12 protein-coding genes are annotated in these 16,862 nt (G+C 71.7%); 3 read left to right on the top strand and 9 right to left on the bottom strand.

The annotated features are described in order from the left end of the window. Nucleotides 1–76: 76 nt before the first annotated feature. The 9 genes from ACWC5O_RS19265 to ACWC5O_RS19225 form a co-directional block, all read right to left on the bottom strand. A complete protein-coding gene (locus ACWC5O_RS19265) occupies nt 77–1,198 on the bottom strand; it encodes a pseudouridine synthase (protein WP_450584600.1) in 1,122 nt (373 codons plus the stop codon). Then, nucleotides 1,198–1,851, bottom strand: coding sequence for an SMC-Scp complex subunit ScpB (scpB, locus tag ACWC5O_RS19260; RefSeq protein ID WP_450584602.1), 654 nt, complete (start codon nt 1,849–1,851; stop codon nt 1,198–1,200). The genes ACWC5O_RS19265 and scpB overlap by 1 nt, the downstream gene beginning before the upstream one ends. Beyond that, complete coding sequence (locus ACWC5O_RS19255) at nt 1,848–2,879, bottom strand: segregation and condensation protein A (protein ID WP_450781030.1); 1,032 nt, start codon at nt 2,877–2,879, stop codon at nt 1,848–1,850. Before ACWC5O_RS19255 ends, scpB begins: the two co-directional genes overlap by 4 nt. Nucleotides 2,880–3,298: 419 nt before the next feature. Further along, nucleotides 3,299–3,850: a hypothetical protein gene (locus ACWC5O_RS19250; protein WP_450584604.1), complete on the bottom strand. Its 552-nt coding sequence runs from the start codon at nt 3,848–3,850 to the stop codon at nt 3,299–3,301. Continuing rightward, nucleotides 3,835–4,968: a ParA family protein gene (locus ACWC5O_RS19245; RefSeq protein WP_145882658.1), complete on the bottom strand. Its 1,134-nt coding sequence runs from the start codon at nt 4,966–4,968 to the stop codon at nt 3,835–3,837. Before ACWC5O_RS19245 ends, ACWC5O_RS19250 begins: the two co-directional genes overlap by 16 nt. 413 nt (nt 4,969–5,381) lie before the next feature. Then, nucleotides 5,382–6,497 carry an alanine dehydrogenase gene (gene ald / locus ACWC5O_RS19240; protein ID WP_450781028.1) on the bottom strand — a complete coding sequence of 372 codons (1,116 nt, stop codon included), beginning with the start codon at nt 6,495–6,497 and terminating at the stop codon, nt 5,382–5,384. A gap of 148 nt (nt 6,498–6,645) precedes the next feature. Next, on the bottom strand, nt 6,646–8,730 hold the full coding sequence (locus ACWC5O_RS19235) for a tetratricopeptide repeat protein (RefSeq protein ID WP_450584607.1): 2,085 nt from the start codon (nt 8,728–8,730) through the stop codon (nt 6,646–6,648). A 163-nt stretch (nt 8,731–8,893) separates the two neighbouring features. Then, on the bottom strand, nt 8,894–9,520 hold the full coding sequence (locus ACWC5O_RS19230) for an NUDIX domain-containing protein (protein WP_450584609.1): 627 nt from the start codon (nt 9,518–9,520) through the stop codon (nt 8,894–8,896). A gap of 98 nt (nt 9,521–9,618) precedes the next feature. After that, the gene (locus tag ACWC5O_RS19225; protein ID WP_450584610.1) at nt 9,619–11,268 is read right to left on the bottom strand and encodes a CTP synthase; all 1,650 of its coding nucleotides are present in this window, start codon (nt 11,266–11,268) and stop codon (nt 9,619–9,621) included. Between the two features lie 539 nt (nt 11,269–11,807). Between ACWC5O_RS19225 and ACWC5O_RS19220 the strand changes: the two genes are divergently transcribed. The 3 genes from ACWC5O_RS19220 to ACWC5O_RS19210 all read left to right on the top strand — a co-directional run bounded on the left by ACWC5O_RS19220 (nt 11,808) and on the right by ACWC5O_RS19210 (nt 16,859). Continuing rightward, entirely contained in the window at nt 11,808–13,610 is a 1,803-nt protein-coding gene (locus tag ACWC5O_RS19220; RefSeq protein ID WP_450584612.1) for a glycoside hydrolase family 15 protein, read from the top strand. 164 nt (nt 13,611–13,774) lie between these two features. Further along, nucleotides 13,775–15,157 carry an FAD-binding protein gene (locus tag ACWC5O_RS19215; protein WP_450584614.1) on the top strand — a complete coding sequence of 461 codons (1,383 nt, stop codon included), beginning with the start codon at nt 13,775–13,777 and terminating at the stop codon, nt 15,155–15,157. Between the two features lie 49 nt (nt 15,158–15,206). Beyond that, nucleotides 15,207–16,859: a PucR family transcriptional regulator gene (locus ACWC5O_RS19210; RefSeq protein ID WP_450584616.1), complete on the top strand. Its 1,653-nt coding sequence runs from the start codon at nt 15,207–15,209 to the stop codon at nt 16,857–16,859. Nucleotides 16,860–16,862: the final 3 nt, after the last annotated feature.

The raw sequence follows: 16,862 nt of genomic DNA, 5'->3' as shown, positions 1-16,862 counted from the left end.
GCCCCGTTCACGGAGACGCCGACGGCCGGTCCCGGAGAACCCGGGACCGGCCGTCAGAACGCCGTGCAGGCGCCTCCTAGAGGTCGACCTCCTTCATGAGCATCCCGACCTCGGTGTTGGACAGTCGGCGCAGCCAGCCCGACTTCTGGTCGCCCAGGGTGATCGGGCCGAAGGAGGTGCGCACCAGCTTCTCGACCGGGAAGCCGGCCTCGGCGAGCATGCGGCGCACGATGTGCTTGCGGCCCTCGTGCAGGGTCACCTCGACCAGGTAGTTCTTGCCGGTCTGCTCGACGACCCGGAAGTGGTCCGCGCGCGCGTAGCCGTCCTCCAGCTGGATGCCGTCCTTCAGGCGCTTGCCGAGGTCGCGCGGGATGGGGCCCACGATGGCGGCGAGGTAGGTCTTCTTCACGCCGTACTTCGGGTGGGTCAGCCGGTGCGCCAGCTCGCCGTGGTTGGTGAGCAGGATGACGCCCTCGGTCTCGGTGTCGAGCCGGCCGACGTGGAAGAGCCGGGTCTCGCGGTTGGTGACGTAGTCCCCGAGGCTCTGGCGCCCCTCGGGGTCCTCCATCGTCGACACGACACCGGCGGGCTTGTTCAGCGAGAAGAACTGGTACGACTGGGTCGCGACGGTCAGGCCGTCGACCTTGACCTCGTCCTTCTCCGGGTCGACGCGGCGGCCCTGCTCCAGGACGATCTCGCCGTTGACCTCGACGCGCGCCTGCTCGATCAGCTCCTCGCAGGCACGCCGGGAGCCGTAGCCCGCGCGCGCGAGGACCTTCTGCAGCCGCTCGCCCTCCTGCTCGGCGCCCGGGAAGGTCTTGGGCGGCTTGACGTCCTTCTTGCCCGCGTACCGCTCCCGGTTGCGCTCCTCGGCGCGGGCGTCGTACTCACGGGAACTCGCCGGAGCCGTACGGCCGCGCCCGGTGCCCTGGCTCTGCCTGGGCCCGCCCTTGGCGCCGCCGCGCGCCGAAGCGCCACGACCCGACTTCGGGCCGTCCTGAGTGGCGCCGGGGCCTACGTCGTAGCGCCGCTCCTCCGGGCGCGGCTTCTTCGGCCGGCCGCCCTGCTTGTCGTCGCGGGCGTTCCCGGCGCCGCGGTAATTACCGCGGCCACCGCTGCTCCCGCCGCGGCCGCCGCTGTTGCCACCACGGCTCCCGCCGTTGTTTCCGCTGCTGTTCCTGCCGCTACTGCTTCGCATCAAAGTTCCGTCTTGTCGTCTGCGTCCTCGGAATCCGGAGCGTCCGGATCGAACGACGGTACGCCCTCCTGCGTCTCGGCCTCGATCGCCTCCGCCTCCGGCAGGAAGGGCGCGAGCTCCGGGAGCTCGTCCAGGCCGCGCAGGCCCATCCGCTCCAGGAAGTAGTTCGTCGTCCTGTATAGGATCGCACCTGTTTCGGGTTCCGCGCCCGCCTCCTCGACCAGACCGCGCTGCAGCAGGGTGCGCATCACGCCGTCGCAGTTGACTCCGCGCACGGCCGAGACGCGGCTGCGGCTGACGGGCTGGCGGTAGGCGACGACGGCCAGGGTCTCCAGCGCCGCCTGGGTGAGGCGGGCCGTCTGGCCGTCCAGCACGAGCCGCTCGACGGCGGGCGCGTACTCGGCGCGGCTGTAGAAGCGCCAGCCGCCCGCGACGAACCGCAGCTCGAAGCCGCGGCCCTGCACGGTGTAGTCGTCGGCCAGCTCCCGCAGGGCGTCCGCGATCTGCCGCTTCGGCCGGTCCAGGATCCTGGCCAGGTGCTCCTCGGTCGCGGGCTCGTCCACGACCATGAGGACCGCCTCCAGGGCGGGCTTGAGGTCGAGATCGGCGACGGTGCGGGGTCCCGCCGCGAGTTCCGCGGTCTCCTCGCTCATGCCTTCTTCTCCTCCTTGGGCTCCTCGGGCGGCCGGTCGAACTCGTCGGTGACCATCGGCGCCGCGTCCCCGTCGCCGCCGGTCCAGCGCACGAGCAGGTCGCCGAGCGCGGTCTCCTGCTCCAGGGCCACCGCCTTCTCGCGGTACAGCTCCAGCAGCGCGAGGAACCGGGCCACGACCGTGAGGGTGTCGTCGGTGTCCTCCACCAGCGCGCGGAAGCTGGCCTCGCCGAGTTCCCTGAGCCGCGCGACCACGATGCCCGCCTGCTCCTGCACGCTCACCAGCGGGGCGTGGATGTGGTCCACGTACACCTGCGGCTTGGCCCTGGGCTGCATCGCCTTCACGGCGAGCTTGGCGAAGCCCTCGGGGCCGATGCTGATGACGACCTCGGGCAGCAGCTCGGCGTGCTGGGGTTCGAGGCCGACGGTACGGGGGTAGCGGCGGGCCTCCTCGTCCAGGCGCTGGTTGAAGATGTCGGCGATCTGCTTGTAGGCGCGGTACTGCAGCAGCCGCGCGAACAGCAGGTCCCGGGCCTCCAGCAGCGCGAGGTCGGCCTCGTCCTCGACCTCGGCGGCGGGCAGCAGCCGGGCCGCCTTGAGGTCCAGCAGGGTGGCGGCGACGACGAGGAACTCGGTCGTCTGGTCCAGGTCCCAGTCCGGCCCCATGGCCCGGATGTGCGCCATGAACTCGTCGGTCACCCTGGAGAGCGCGACCTCGGTGACGTCCAGCTTGTGCTTCGAGATGAGCTGGAGAAGCAGATCGAAGGGCCCCTCGAAGTTGGAGAGCCGCACCTTGAAGACGCCACCGGAGGGGGCGGGGTCCTCGGCGAGAGGTTCTGCGGGCCCACTCCCGGCTGACGGTTCCGGCCGGTCTCCGGCCACCGGCCCCGGTACGACGGCGGTGTCCGCCCCGCGCCCAGGTACCGCTGCCCCGCAAGACAGCGTCCCGGGCTCCGGCCCGACGACTCCAGGCGATACCCCGGACTCCGGCTCGACGACTGCCGACGAGGCCACCGCCTCCGGCTCCACGACCGTCTGCGAAGCCACCGCCTCCGGCTCGGCAGCTGCCGACGGTGCAACGGACTCAGACCCGACAGCTGCCGGCGAAACCCCGGGCTGAGCCTCCACACCTGTCTGCGAAGCCACCGCCTCCGGCTCGGCAGCTGCCGACGGTGCAACGGACTCAGACCCGACAGCTGCCGGCGAAACCCCGGGCTCAGCCTCCACGCCTGTCTGCGACGGCTCGGCAGCTGCCTGGGATGCCACAGGTGCGGATGTCGGCGAGGCCGGTGCCGTGGCCTGCGGTGACGTGGGCCCGGGTGGCTCGGGTCGCGCAGCACCGGGGCCCCGTCCGAGCACGCGTCTGCGGCCGGCCGCTGAGCCGGGGGCGGGGGCGTCGTTCGAGGTCATGGCCGTCGCAGGCTACCGCTTACCGCCCGCGAGGCCGACTACCGACCCCGCAGCCGCCGTACCAGGATGCTCGCGTCCCCTCGGGACTCCAGGTCGGCCAGGACGACGGCCACCGCCTCGCGGACGATGCGGCCACGGTCGACGGCCAGCCCGTGCTCGCCTCTCAGGACCAGCCGCGCGTGCTCGAGGTCCATCAGCTCCTCGGCGGAGACGTACACCGTGATCTTCTCGTCGTGCCGCTCGCGCCCGCTGGGCCGCCGGGCCGCCGCCCGCCCCCGCTTGCGCGGCTGCGCGGCGGCGGCAGAACCTTCCTGCGCAGCCTGCCGCCGGGCCGGCCGCGTGCGGGACTCGCCGGCCTCGGCCGGCTCCGCCTCCGCCGCGACATGCTCCGCGCCCTCTCCGTCACCGCCCTGGACGGGCACCGACGGCGGCACGTCCTCAGCGGCGGCCACCTCGTCGCTTTCCCCCGCGGGAGCCGGCACCCGGGCCTCGCCGTTGGCCGCGCGCCGGGGCGTGGACGGCTGGAGCGCCATCCCCCCTGTCGTACGGAACAGTTCGTCGGCCCCGGGCAGACTCACTCGGCGTGACACCGGGCGAGCACCTCCCTGGCGAGCTGGCGATAGGCGGCGGCACCGACGGAGTTGGAGGCGTACGTGGTGATCGGCTCACCGGCGACCGTGGTCTCCGGGAAGCGGACCGTGCGGCCGATGACCGTGTGGTAGACGTGGTCGTCGAACGCCTCGACCACACGGGCCAGCACCTCGCGGCTGTGGACCGTGCGCGAGTCGTACATCGTGGCCAGGATGCCGTCCAGTTCCAGCTCGGGGTTGAGCCGCTCCTGGACCTTCTCGATGGTCTCGGTGAGCAACGCGACACCGCGGAGGGCGAAGAACTCGCACTCCAGGGGGACGATCACCTTGTGGGCGGCGGTCAGCGCGTTGACCGTGAGCAGGCCGAGCGAGGGCTGACAGTCGATCACGATGTAGTCGTAGTCGGGCAGCAGGGGCTTCAGGGCCCGCTGCAGCGTCGACTCGCGCGCGACCTCGGAGACCAGCTGGACCTCGGCGGCCGACAGGTCGATGTTGGAGGGCAGCAGGTCCATGTTGGGGACCGCCGTCTTCAGCAGGACCTCGTCCGCGGACATGCCCCGCTCCATGAGCAGGTTGTAGACGGTGAGGTCGAGCTCCATCGGGTTGACGCCGAGACCCACCGAGAGCGCGCCCTGCGGGTCGAAGTCCACGAGCAGCACGCGCCGGCCGTACTCCGCGAGCGCGGCACCCAGGTTGATGGTCGACGTCGTCTTGCCGACGCCGCCCTTCTGGTTGCACATCGCGATGATCTTCGCGGGGCCGTGGTCGGTCAGCGGGCCCGGGATCGGGAAGTACGGCAGCGGGCGTCCGGTCGGGCCGACGCGCTCACGGCGCTGACGGGCAGCGTCGGGCGCGAGCGTGGCCGCGTACTCCGGGTCCGGCTCGTATTCGGCGTCGGGGTCGTAGAAGTGCCCCTCGGGCAGTTCGTCGTAGTCGGCGAAGTGGTTGTGGGGCGCGCCACTTCCGTCGCCGGCCATGGCGTTCACGTGATGGCCATCCATGCTCTGGTGTGCTGTCCGGGCGGTCTGCTGACCCGGACTCTGGTGGGCTGCGAAGGTGCGCACAGCTACGGAGCCGACAGCCTCGAATCCCGCGGAGCCCTGGCCCCGTACAGGCATTCCTGGTTGACCACCCCCGGGAGAAAATGTCGACTCATTCACAAGTCGTCTTACCTCCTTGGTGACCAGGAAACTTCTAGACAAGGTCAGCGTGGCACCATGCCGACGGTTGGCGACTCTATGGCGTGTCGGCGGTCCGCAGCAACACAATCCGCCGGACCCGGCAGGATGTGTCGGCAATGAAACATCCCGCTGTCAAGGGCGTACGGCCGTCGCACAGCAGGTTTCACCGGTGTGCGAATCGGTCGAAGGGTTACGTTCGAGGCGAGTTGACCGAGAGCCGCAAAGTGACCATACACACATCCGGCCGGACCTTGTCGGGCAAGGTCCGGCCGGGTGCGCGGCGTTGACGATGTGTGTTGACGAATCGCCTTTTACCTGTCGGTGACTTAGAGACTCACCAGGTCGGAGGCTCAGCCGAGCAGGGTCTCCAGCTCCACGTGCTCCAGGCCGTGGGCCTCGGCGACCTCCTTGTAAACGACCTTGCCGTCATGGGTGTTGAGACCCATGGCGAGCGCGGCGTCGCGGCGCAGCGCCTCGACCCAGCCGTTGTTGGCCAGCGAGACGATGTACGGCAGCGTCGCGTTGGTGAGGGCGTTGGTGGAGGTGTTCGGCACCGCGCCCGGCATGTTGGCGACGCAGTAGAAGACCGAGTTGTGCACCCGGAAGGTCGGCTCGGCGTGCGTGGTGGGACGCGAGTCCTCGAAGCAGCCGCCCTGGTCAATCGCGATGTCGACAAGAACACTTCCGGGCTTCATGCGGGACACCAGCTCGTTGGTGACCAGCTTCGGGGCCTTGGCGCCCGGGATGAGGACGGCGCCGATGACGAGGTCGGCGTCGAGGACGGCCTTCTCCAGCTCGAAGGAGTTGGACATGATGGCCTTGACCTTGGTGCCGAAGACCTTGTCGGCCTCACGCAGCTTGTTGATGTCGCGGTCGAGCAGGGTCACGTCGAAGCCCATGCCGACGGCGACCTGGGTGGCGTTCCAGCCGGAGACACCGCCACCGATGACGACGGCCTTGGCCGGGGTCACGCCCGGGACACCGCCCGGCAGCACGCCACGGCCGCCGGCCGGACGCATCAGGTGGTAGGCGCCGACCTGCGGGGCAAGGCGGCCCGCGACCTCGGACATCGGGGCGAGCAGCGGCAGCGCGCGGTTCGGCAGCTCGACGGTCTCGTAGGCGATGGCCGTGGTGCCGGACTCGATGAGCGCGTCCGTGCACTCCTTGGAGGCGGCCAGGTGCAGGTAGGTGAAGAGGATCTGGTCCTTGCGGAGGCGGTGGTACTCCTCCGCGATGGGCTCCTTGACCTTCAGCAGCAGGTCCGCGGCGGCCCAGACCTCGTCGGCCGTCCCGAGGATCTCGGCGCCGGCGGAGACGTACTCGTCGTCCGTGATCGAGGAGCCGACACCGGCGCCCCGCTCGATGACGACCTGGTGCCCGTTGCGCACCAGCTCGTGCACACCGGCGGGGGTGATGGCCACCCGGAACTCGTTGTTCTTGACCTCGCGGGGGATGCCGACCTTCACGTCGATCACGGTCCTTGGCTCAGAGGGTATGGGGGGTGCATTACAAGACATACCCAGGCATGCAGGGGCACACCGGGAGACACCGCAGGAGAACGAGCGGCAGAGCCAGTTTAATGAAGGTGTTCCGACTGTCTAGCCTTTCATTGCATCAATCTTCACTGGATGCAGTACGGATTTCGCAGGCGTTAGCGTCCTGTTCCGGGCCGGAGTCCTCCTCCGAGTGCTCCTCGTTCAGCATGCGCTCTGCCGTCGCACGGTGCAGGCGGGCGGCCGTGGGGTCGCCGAGCCGGTCCAGGGTGTCGGCCAGCCGGAGCTGCAGTGCCGCCTGCAGCCGTACCTCGTCGGCGCGCCGCGCCCACTCCACGGCCTCCTGGCAGGTGCGCAGCGACTCCTCGGGCCGCCCCGCGTACTCCTGGACCCGGGCCAGCTCGCTCAACGCCCGGGCGTGAGCGGCGACATCGCCCTCCTTGCGGTACCCGGCGACGGCCGCCCGCCAGTTCCTGAGCGCCTCGCCGTAGCGGCCCGCGTAGGTGTGGGCGGTGGCGATCCGGCCGTACAGCCGGGCGGCCTCGGTGCGCTCGCCCCGGGCCAGCCGCTCGGCGAGCGCCCGGCCGAACCAGTCGGCGGCCCGGTCGTAGTCCCCCAGCTCCTGGTGCGCGCCGCCTACGGATTCCATCGCGCGGCGGGTCGCGTACGGGTCATTCGCCTCGCGTCCGGCGTCCAGGGCGGCCCGGTAGCGGGTCAGCGCGGCCCGGGTGCGGCCGGTCTGCGCGTCCAGATCGCCCAGGTTCAGCAGCGCCGCGGCCCGCTCCCGGTGCAGCCCGCGCCGCTCGGCGACATCCAGGACCAGGCCGTGGACGCCGTACAGGTCGGGCGCGGCCGCCTGCGTGCCGAAATGCGCCGCCATGGCCCTGACCAGCTGGGACATCAGCCGGCGGGCGAGGGTGTCCAGCTCCCCGTCGGCCACGGCCACGCGGACGGCGGCCAGCAGGGCGGGCCGGCGCACGCGCAGCCACTCCTCGGCCGCCCGGGGGGTGGGGAAGCGCAGCGCCTTGGGCATCTCCTGCAGCTTCTCCCGGGCCTGCGGGCTGTCCGTCTCGGTGATCGCCCGGCACGACTGCAGCAGTCGTACGGTCCGCTCCAGCATGCGGGCCCGTGCCAGCTGCAGCTCCGCCGGGCGTTCCTGGCTCTCGGCGAAGGAGCGCAGCAGCGGGTGCAGACAGCCGGGGACGTCGTACTCGGGCAGCGGGGAGTCCACCACGCGCAGCAGGCCGAGCAGGACGAACTCGTCCAGGGCGGCGCGGGCCGCGCCCACCGAGCAGCCGGCCAGGGCCGAGGCGGTGTGCGGGTCGATCAGGCCGGCCGGGGCCAGCGAGAGCAGTCGCAGTGTCCGGGCGGCGGGGCCCGGCAGCTGGTCGTGGACGAGCCGGAAGACACGGGCCAGCGGGGTGCTGTCGGCGCCCTCGGCGCCCGCGGCACTCTCGACAGCGTATGTGTGCATCCGCTTGGCGAGGTCGGAGACGGCCGCCTGGGGCCGGGAGGCGAGCCAGCCGCCGGCCAGGGTGAGCGCGGCGGGGTGGCCCTGGCACGCCTCGGCCAGGCTCTCGGCGGAGCGCGGGTCGACGGTGATGCGGACCGAGCCGGTGTAGCGGGTGAGGAGTTCCACCGCGGACTTGGTGTCGAGGCCGCCCAGGGTGCAGGGGCGGACGTCCGCGATGCCGGTGAGCGGGCCGCCGGAGACGGCGACCACCAGGCAGTCCGGGGCGTCCGGCAGCAGCGCGTCGACCTGCTCGGCGCCGGCCGCGTCGTCCAGCAGGAGCAGGACGCGCCGCTCGGCGAGGGCCGCGCGCAGCTCCTCGGTCAGGTCGTCCTCGGCGGCCCCGGGGGGTGCCTGCACATCCAGCGCGGCGAGCAGCTCGCGGGCGGTGCGCTCGATCGGTACGGGGGTGCCGTCGGGCTCGCTGAGCCGGGCCCGCAGCACTCCGTCGGGGTAACGCTCGGCGACCTGTCGTACGAGTTCCTCGGCAAGGGCGCTCCGGCCGGAGCCGGGGCGGCCCGCGATGAGGAGCACGCGCGCGCGGGGTGCCTTGCGGCCGGAGAGGGTGTCCAGGCCCGCGCGCTCGATGTCGGCGCGCAGTCCCTTCAACTCCCGTGTGCGGCCCAGGAAATGGTCCGCCGTGGCCGGGTGCGCGGACAGCCGCCCGCCGCCTGTGTCCACCGCCTGATCCGTCACGGGCCACGCTCCCGTCCCACCGCACGCGCAAGCCCGCCGGATCTTCCGGTACGGGCGTTTTCCAGAGCCTAGTTCACGCTCTGCGACGTTCCGGGAGGAGCACGGCGGGCACGTCGCCCGATCGGATCAGGCGATCGTCACACCAATGCTCGGACGGGTGAGTTCAGGACTCGAAAGGGCGCGCGGGCCACGGCGCGTCGGCCGGGCGCAGGGCGTCCAGACCGTCCCCGCCGCGGGCCGCCACCAGGGAGAGGACGCCGACGACGAGGCAGTTGTTGTGCACGTCACCGGCGAGCACCAGGCGCACCAGCTCGTCGACCGGCACGCGCGCGTACTCCATGTCGGTCTCCTCGTGCTCCGTCTCGAAGCGTTCCCCCTCGGCCTCGGACAGATCGCGGGCGAGGAAGATCCGTACGGCCTCGTCGCAGCCGCCGGGGGTGGTGTAGACGTCGCTCAGCACCCGCCAGTTCTCGGCCTTGACGTGCGCCTCCTCGTACAGCTCGCGCTGGGCGGCGTGCAGCGGGTTCTCGCCGGGCACGTCGAGCAGGCCGGCCGGGATCTCCCACAGCTTGTGCCGCACCGGGTGGCGGTACTGGCGGATGAGCAGGACGCGGTCCTCCTGATCGAGGGCGAGGACGGCGACCGAGCCGGGGTGCACCTGGTAGTCGCGGCGGACCACGGAGCCGTCGGGCATGACCACGTCGTCCGTACGGACGGACGTCTTGTTGCCCTGGAAGGGCGTCTCCGTCGCACGGATCTCCCACTCCTCGGGGGTGTCCTTGATCGTCATGCCCTGTCCTCCCACACGCTTTCAAAAAACCCGGCAAAAGTGAAACCGGGGTGCGCACCTTTGAAGGTATGCACCCCGGCCACCGTACAACTGGTGTGTTACTTGGAATTCTTCCGCTCGACCGCGGCCTTCACGAGGCCGGCGAAGAGCGGGTGCGGACGGGTCGGCCGCGAGCGCAGCTCGGGGTGCGCCTGCGTGGCGACCAGGTAGGGGTGGACGTCGCGCGGGTACTCGACGTACTCGACGAGCTTGCCGTCCGGCGAGGTGCCCGAGAAGAGGATGCCGGCCTTCTTCTCCAGCTCCGCGCGGTAGGCGTTGTTCACCTCGTAGCGGTGACGGTGCCGCTCCTCGATGTACTCCTTGCCGTCGTACACCTCGCGCACGATGGAGCCCTCGGCCAGCTTCGCCGGGTACATGCCGAGCCGCATCGTGCCGCCCATGTCGCCCTCACCGGCGACGATGTCCATCTGCTCGGCCATGGTGGAGATGACCGGGTGGGCGGTGGCCGGGTCGAACTCGGTGGAGTTGGCGTCCGGGATGTCGGCCAGGTTGCGCGCGGCCTCGATCACGATGCACTGCAGGCCGAGGCAGAGGCCGAGCAGCGGGATCTTGTTCTCGCGGGCGTAGCGGATGGCGCCGACCTTGCCGAGCACACCGCGGTCGCCGAAGCCGCCCGGGATGCAGATGCCGTCCACGTCGGCGAGCTGCGCCTTGGCCCCCGCCGGGGTCTTGCAGTCGTCCGAGGTGACCCACTTGATCTTGACACGGGCCCTGTTGGCGAAGCCGCCCGCGCGCAGCGCCTCGGTGACCGACAGGTACGCGTCGGGCAGGTCGATGTACTTGCCGACCAGCGCGAGGGTGATCTCGTGGTCGGGGTTGTGGACGCGGTCGAGCAGGTCGTCCCAGGTCGTCCAGTCCACGTCACGGAACGGCAGGTCGAGCTTGCGCACGACGTAGGCGTCCAGGCCCTCGCCGTGCACGGTCTTCGGGATGTCGTAGATCGAGCGGGCGTCCGGGCAGGCCACGACGGCGGCCTCGTCGACGTCGCACATCAGCGAGATCTTGCGCTTGATCGCGGTCGGCACCTCGCGGTCGCAGCGCAGCACGATGGCGTCGGGCTGGATACCGATGTTGCGCAGGGCGGCGACGGAGTGCTGGGTCGGCTTGGTCTTCAGCTCGCCGGAGGGGCCGATGTACGGCAGCAGCGAGATGTGGACGACGAAGACGTTGTCCCGGCCGACCTCGTGGCGGACCTGGCGGACGGTCTCCAGGAACGGCAGCGACTCGATGTCGCCGACCGTGCCGCCGACCTCGGTGATGACGACGTCCACCTCGTCGGTGGCCATGCGCCGGATGCGGTGCTTGATCTCGTTGGTGATGTGCGGGATGACCTGCACGGTGTCGCCCAGGTACTCGCCACGCCGCTCCTTGGCGATCACGGTCGAGTAGACCTGACCGGTGGTGACGTTGGCGGAGCCGTCGAGGTCGCGGTCGAGGAAGCGCTCGTAGTGGCCGATGTCCAGGTCGGTCTCGGCGCCGTCGTTGGTGACGAACACCTCACCGTGCTGGAAGGGGTTCATCGTGCCCGGGTCGACGTTCAGGTACGGGTCGAGCTTCTGCATCACGACGCGCAGGCCACGGGCCTTGAGCAGCATGCCCAGGCTGGAGGCGGTGAGGCCCTTGCCGAGCGAGGAGGCGACACCCCCGGTGACGAAGATGTGCTTGGTCGTCGTAGATTTCGGCGGCATGGCCAAGAGGGGGCTCCCGTGGTCGCTGTCTGTGCTGTGCGGCTGCCGGCCCGGAGATTTCCGTGTTTTCTCGCGGAGGCGCCGTCGCTGCGGTTCGGGGGTTTGTCGCCCACCGGTCCACGGGCTACCAGCGTATCAGCGCCTGGGCGGGATGGCTCACGGCCACGCTCCGCGCTCGCGCCGACACGGGATGGCGCCACGTGCGTATACACCGGTGCACAGTGGTCACAGCGATATCACCCGCTGGTCACTCGTTCGGCCCACACGGGTTGCCCGGAGCGGCACGCAGATCATCTACGTGCGTCGTATCCTGCTCGGACACTCGCTGCCGAGCCCAGCCGGAACGACGGCACACCCCCGCCTGCATCACCCGGAACAACGAGAGCGCGGCAGTTCGTTGAGCAAAGACTGCCGTTTTGCCTCAGGGCTCGGCGGGCTGCTTTGCTTCACCGCTCAACGACGCACAACAACGACCCCTTGACCGCACTAGCGACAGCCCCCTGTGCGGGGGTGACGTGGCCGTTCGACTGGAGTTGCACGTGGCCGGGCGCATCGAAGACTACGCACTCATCGGAGACATGCAGACCGCGGCACTGGTCTGCCGGGACGGCACAGTCGACTGGCTGTGCCTGCCCCGCTTCGACTCGCATGCCATCTTCGCCGGCCTGCTGGGCACCGAGGAGCACGGGTTCTGGCGGCTCGGCCCGGCGCACGCGGCCGACGCGCAGCCACCCACGGCCGCCCGGCGCAGCTACCGCGGCGACTCGCTGATCCTGGAGTCGGAGTGGGACACCCCGCGCGGCACGGTGCGCGTGACGGACTTCATGCCTCCGCGTGACGGCGCACCGCAGCTGATCCGGATCGTGGAGGGCGTCACCGGCCGGGTGCCGATGCGCTCCGCGCTGCGGATGCGGTTCTCCTACGGCCGGGTGGTGCCCTGGGTGCACAAGCACGAGGGCCGGACGGTGGCGGTCGCCGGGCCCGACTCGGTGTGGTTCGACACGGAGGCCGAGACCTACGGCAAGTCGCTGACCACTTACGCCGACTTCACGGTCGCCCCGGGTGACCGGATCGCGTTCACCATCTCGTGGCAGCCCTCGCACAAGGAGCCGCCGCCGCTGCCGGAGCCTGAGCAGTCGCTGGAGGCGACGGAGGACTTCTGGCGCGAGTGGGTCGAGCACTGCACGTACCACGGTCCGTACCGTGAGGCGGTGATCCGCTCGCTGATCACCCTGAAGGCGCTGACGTACGCCCCGACGGGTGGCATCGTCGCCGCCCCCACCACCTCGCTCCCCGAGGACATCGGCGGCGTCCGCAACTGGGACTACCGCTACACCTGGCTGCGGGACGCGGCGATCACCCTGTCCTCGCTGCTGCGCACGGGCTACCGCGAGGAGGCCCGGGCCTGGCGCGAGTGGCTGCTGCGCGCGGTCGCGGGCGACCCGGAGAACCTGCAGATCATGTACGGCATCGCGGGCGAGCGCGAGCTGGGCGAGGCCGAGCTGGACTGGCTGCCGGGCTACGAGGCCTCCGCCCCGGTCCGGGTCGGCAACGGCGCGGCGCACCAGCTCCAGCTGGACGTGTACGGCGAGGTCACCGAGGCCCTGCACCTGGCGCACATGACGGGTCTGGCCCGCAACGACTACGCCTCCCTGCTCCAGCTGAAGCTGATCCGCTATCTGGAGGACCACTGGCAGGAGCCGGACGAGGGCATCTGGGAGGTGCGCGGCCCGCGCCGGCACTTCGTGCACTCGAAGGTGATGGCCTGGGTGGCCGTGGACCGCACCATCAAGCTGATCGAGTCCGGTGACGCGGACGGCCCGCTGGAGCGCTGGAAGGAACTGCGCGACGACATCCACCGGGACGTGTGCGAGAAGGGCTACGACCAGGAGCGCAACACGTTCACCCAGTCCTACGGCTCCAAGGAACTGGACGCCTCGCTGCTGCTGATTCCGCAGATGGGCTTCCTGCCGCCGGACGACAAGCGGGTGATCGGCACCATCGAGGCGATCCAGCGCGAGCTGTCCACCACGGACGGGTTCATCCTGCGCTACCCGACGGAGGGCGAGAGCGAGGGCGTCGACGGGCTTCCGGGCGACGAGGGGGCCTTCCTGGCGTGCTCGTTCTGGATGGCGGACGACCTGGCGATGATCGGCCGGGTGGACGAGGCCCGCAAGCTGTTCGAGAAGCTCCTCGCGCTGCGCAACGACCTCGGTCTGCTCGCCGAGGAGTGGGACCCGCGCCTGCAGCGCCAGGTCGGCAACTTCCCGCAGGCCTTCAGCCACGTTCCGCTGATCGACACCGCTCTGCGGCTGACGGCTTCGGGGGCCTACGGCGGCTAGGCGCTCCGCTGGGGGCGCCGTGGGGGGCCGCGGGGGGCCGTGGTCGTCTGGGGGTCCGCTGTGGCTGGTCGCGCCCGCGCGGCGGTAGCCGCGTATCAGACCCGCGCCCCTTCGGGGCGCGCCCCGGCTACGCTGGGAGCCGACCCTGCTGGAAGGGGGCGGCCATGGATTCCCGATCCAAGGCGCGCACCGCCCTCGCCGCACTGCGCGAGGATCTGGCCGGCGAGGTGTTCGCCCCGGGGGACGCGGGCTACGACGACGCGCGTGCCGTCTTCAACGGGATGATCGACAAGCGTCCGGCCGTGATCGCGCAGTGCGCGGACGCGGCCGACGTGGTCCGGGCAGTGCGCTTCGGGCGGGATCTCGACCTGCCCGTCGCGGTGCGCGGCGGCGGGCACAGCGTGGCCGGCACGGCCCTGGGTGACGGCGCGCTCGTGGTGGACCTGCGCCGGATGCACCGGGTGACCGTGGATCCGGCGGGCGAGGCGGTCCGGATCGAGGGCGGCGCCACGATGAGCCGGCTGGACCGGGCCACCCAGCCGTACGGCCTCGCGACCACCGGCGGCCGGATCTCGTCCACGGGCGTCGGCGGGTTCGTGCTGGGCGGCGGCACCGGGTGGCTGGACCGCGCCTTCGGCCTGGCCGTCGACAACCTCATCGCGGTGGAACTGGTGACAGCCGACGCCGAGCAGGTGCACGCCAACGCCGACGAGAACCCCGAGCTGTTCTGGGCCCTGCACGGCGGCGGCGGCAACTTCGGCGTGGCCACCGCGCTCACCCTGGAGCTGCACGAGCTGCCGGAGTTCGCCGTCGCCCTGCTGCTGTACCTGCCGGAGGGCGGCCCGGAGGCGGTCCGCACCTTCCGGCAGGTCATCGGCACCGGCCCCGACGAGCTGGGCGGCGCGGTGCTGTACCTCACCGGCCCGCCCGCGGAGTTCGTGCCGGAGCACCTGGTCGGAAGGCTCGTGTGCGCGGCGCTGCTGACGTACGCCGGCGGCGAGGAGGACCTGCGCAGGCTGGCCGAGCCGCTGCTGGCACTGCCGCACGCCTCGGAGCTGGTCGGGGCGGTGCCCTACGTGGACCTGCAGTGCATGCTGGACGTTCCGCCCGGCCTGCGCAACCACTGGTCGGCGGAGTTTCTGAGCGCTCTGCCCGACGAGCTGGTGGACGTCTTCTGCGCCCGGGCCGCGGACATGCCCGTGCCGACCGCCACCCAGCACATCCTCTTCCCGCAGGGCGGCGCGATCGCCGCCGGTCCGCACGAGTACCCGGTGCCGTACCGGGACGCGCCCTGGGCGGCGCACCCGTTCGCCGTCTGGGAGAACCCGGCCGACGACGAGCGGGCCGCCACCTGGGTCCGGGACGTCCGCGCGGGTGTCCGGCCGTGGAGCACCGGTGATGTGTACCTGAACTTCATCGGCGAGGAGGGCGCCGAGCGGGTGCGGGCGGGGCTGGGCGCCGGGAACCTGCTGCGGCTGGAGAAGGTGAAGCGGGCGTACGACCCCGACAACGTGTTCCGCTTCAACCACAACATCCGTCCGGTGTAGCCGGCTCCCGAGCTGTCGTCCGGGCGTTTGCGCAGGTAGCGTCCGCTCCATGGACAGCGGTACGGAGAGCAGATTCGCCACTCAGGGCGCCGGGATCACCGTTCAACGGGCGCTTGAGCTTCCGGGACTGCGCAGTGGGCTCCCGGAGATCCTGGCGGGCGCCGACCGGCTGGGGCGCACGGTCCGCTGGGTGCACGCGGGTGAGGTGCCGAACATCGCCTCGCTGCTCAAGGGCGGCGAGTTGCTGCTGACCACTGGCTACGGCCTGGGGACCCGCCCCGCCGAGCAGCGCGCGTTCGTGCGCACGCTCGCCGAGCGCGGGATCGCCGCGCTGGTGGTGGAGCTGGGCCCGCGCTTCACCCGGCTGCCCGCCGCCCTGGTGGACACCGCCCGCAGCGCGGGGCTGCCGCTGGTCCAGCTGCACCGCGAGGTGCCGTTCGTGACCGTCACCGAGGAGATCCACACCGAGATCGTCAACGGGCACTACGCGCTGCTCCAGCGCGCTGAGGAGGTGCACCGGCGGTGTACCGAGGCGCTGTTGGGCGGCGGCGGGGTGCCGCAGGTGCTGGGCATCCTGGCCGACTTCAGCGCCAATCCGGTGTTCCTGGAGACGGTGGACGGCCGCCTGCTGTACGCCGCCGGGTCCGGGCCCGAGGGCGCGGACCCGCTGCAGGTGTGGGAGGGGCTGCGGGGTCCGCACAAGGACGCGCCGCCGCCCGCCGGTTCGGTGCTCGTGGACGTGCCCGGCGGCGGGCCGGGAGCGGGGCCGGGGTCGGTACGGGCCCGGCTGGTGCTGCTGCCGGTGCGCTCGCCGCTGGCTCCGGTGCACCGCATCGCCGCCGAGCGGGCCGCGGGCATCCTGGCCGTGGTGCTGATGCAGGCCCGCCAGGAGGAGGAACTGGCGGCGCGCGGGCGCGGCGACTTCCTGACCGACCTCGCCGAGGGGCGCATCACGGCGGAGGACGCCCCGGCGCAGGCCCGGGTCCTCGGCTTCAAGCCCGGCAACAGCCCGCTGCTGCCGGTGGTGATGCGGGTCGGGGACTCCCTCTCCCCCGGTGGGGGAGGCTGGGCTGTGCTGGCGCGGGCGGTCGCCGAGGAGCTGGCCTCGGTGGGCGTGCCGGTGCTGCTGGGTGTGCGGCCGGTCGAGGGCCGGGTGCCGGTGCTGCTCGGGCTGCGCTCGGAGTCGGAGCGCTCCGCGGTCGCGGACCGGGTGGCGGCGGCGCTGCGGGCGGGTGTCGAGCGGGCCGGGATGCAGCGGCCGGGCGCCCCGCCGCCGGTCGTGGTGGTCGGGGTGGCCGGTGGCTGGGCGGCCGCGTCGGCGGGCCTGCGGCACGCGGCGGAGACGGCGACGGCGGCACAGGGCCTGACCGACCGCCCCTGGTACGACGCCCGCCGCCTGGACATCGACCTGTTGCTGTGGCGGCTGCGGGACCACCCGGACCTGGCGGCCTTCGTGGACCGCGCGATCGGCCCGCTGCGCGACCACGACCACCGCTCCAAGCCGCCGCTGCTGCCCACCCTGGAGACCTATCTGGCGCACGCGGGCCGCAAGGCGGAGACCGCCCGCGAGCTGCATCTCAACCGCCAGACCCTCTACAACCGCCTCGCCCGCATCGGGGAGTTGCTGGGCACCGACCTCGACGACCCGCAGACCGTACTGGCGTTGAGCCTCGCCCTGCGGGCCCGTCGGCACGTGCCCTAGGCC

Source organism: Streptomyces sp. NPDC001450 (assembly GCF_053597295.1).
This window is presented reverse-complemented; position numbering and strand designations above follow the sequence as displayed.

Coding starts and splice junctions, on each gene's coding strand:
- ACWC5O_RS19265 (WP_450584600.1), bottom strand. CDS start 1,198: ATGCGAAGCAGTAGCGGCAGGAACAGCAGCGGAAACAACGGCGGGAGC.
- scpB (WP_450584602.1), bottom strand. CDS start 1,851: ATGAGCGAGGAGACCGCGGAACTCGCGGCGGGACCCCGCACCGTCGCC.
- ACWC5O_RS19245 (WP_145882658.1), bottom strand. CDS start 4,968: ATGCCTGTACGGGGCCAGGGCTCCGCGGGATTCGAGGCTGTCGGCTCC.
- ACWC5O_RS19230 (WP_450584609.1), bottom strand. CDS start 9,520: ATGACGATCAAGGACACCCCCGAGGAGTGGGAGATCCGTGCGACGGAG.
- ACWC5O_RS19225 (WP_450584610.1), bottom strand. CDS start 11,268: ATGCCGCCGAAATCTACGACGACCAAGCACATCTTCGTCACCGGGGGT.
- ACWC5O_RS19215 (WP_450584614.1), top strand. CDS start 13,775: ATGGATTCCCGATCCAAGGCGCGCACCGCCCTCGCCGCACTGCGCGAG.
- ACWC5O_RS19210 (WP_450584616.1), top strand. CDS start 15,207: ATGGACAGCGGTACGGAGAGCAGATTCGCCACTCAGGGCGCCGGGATC.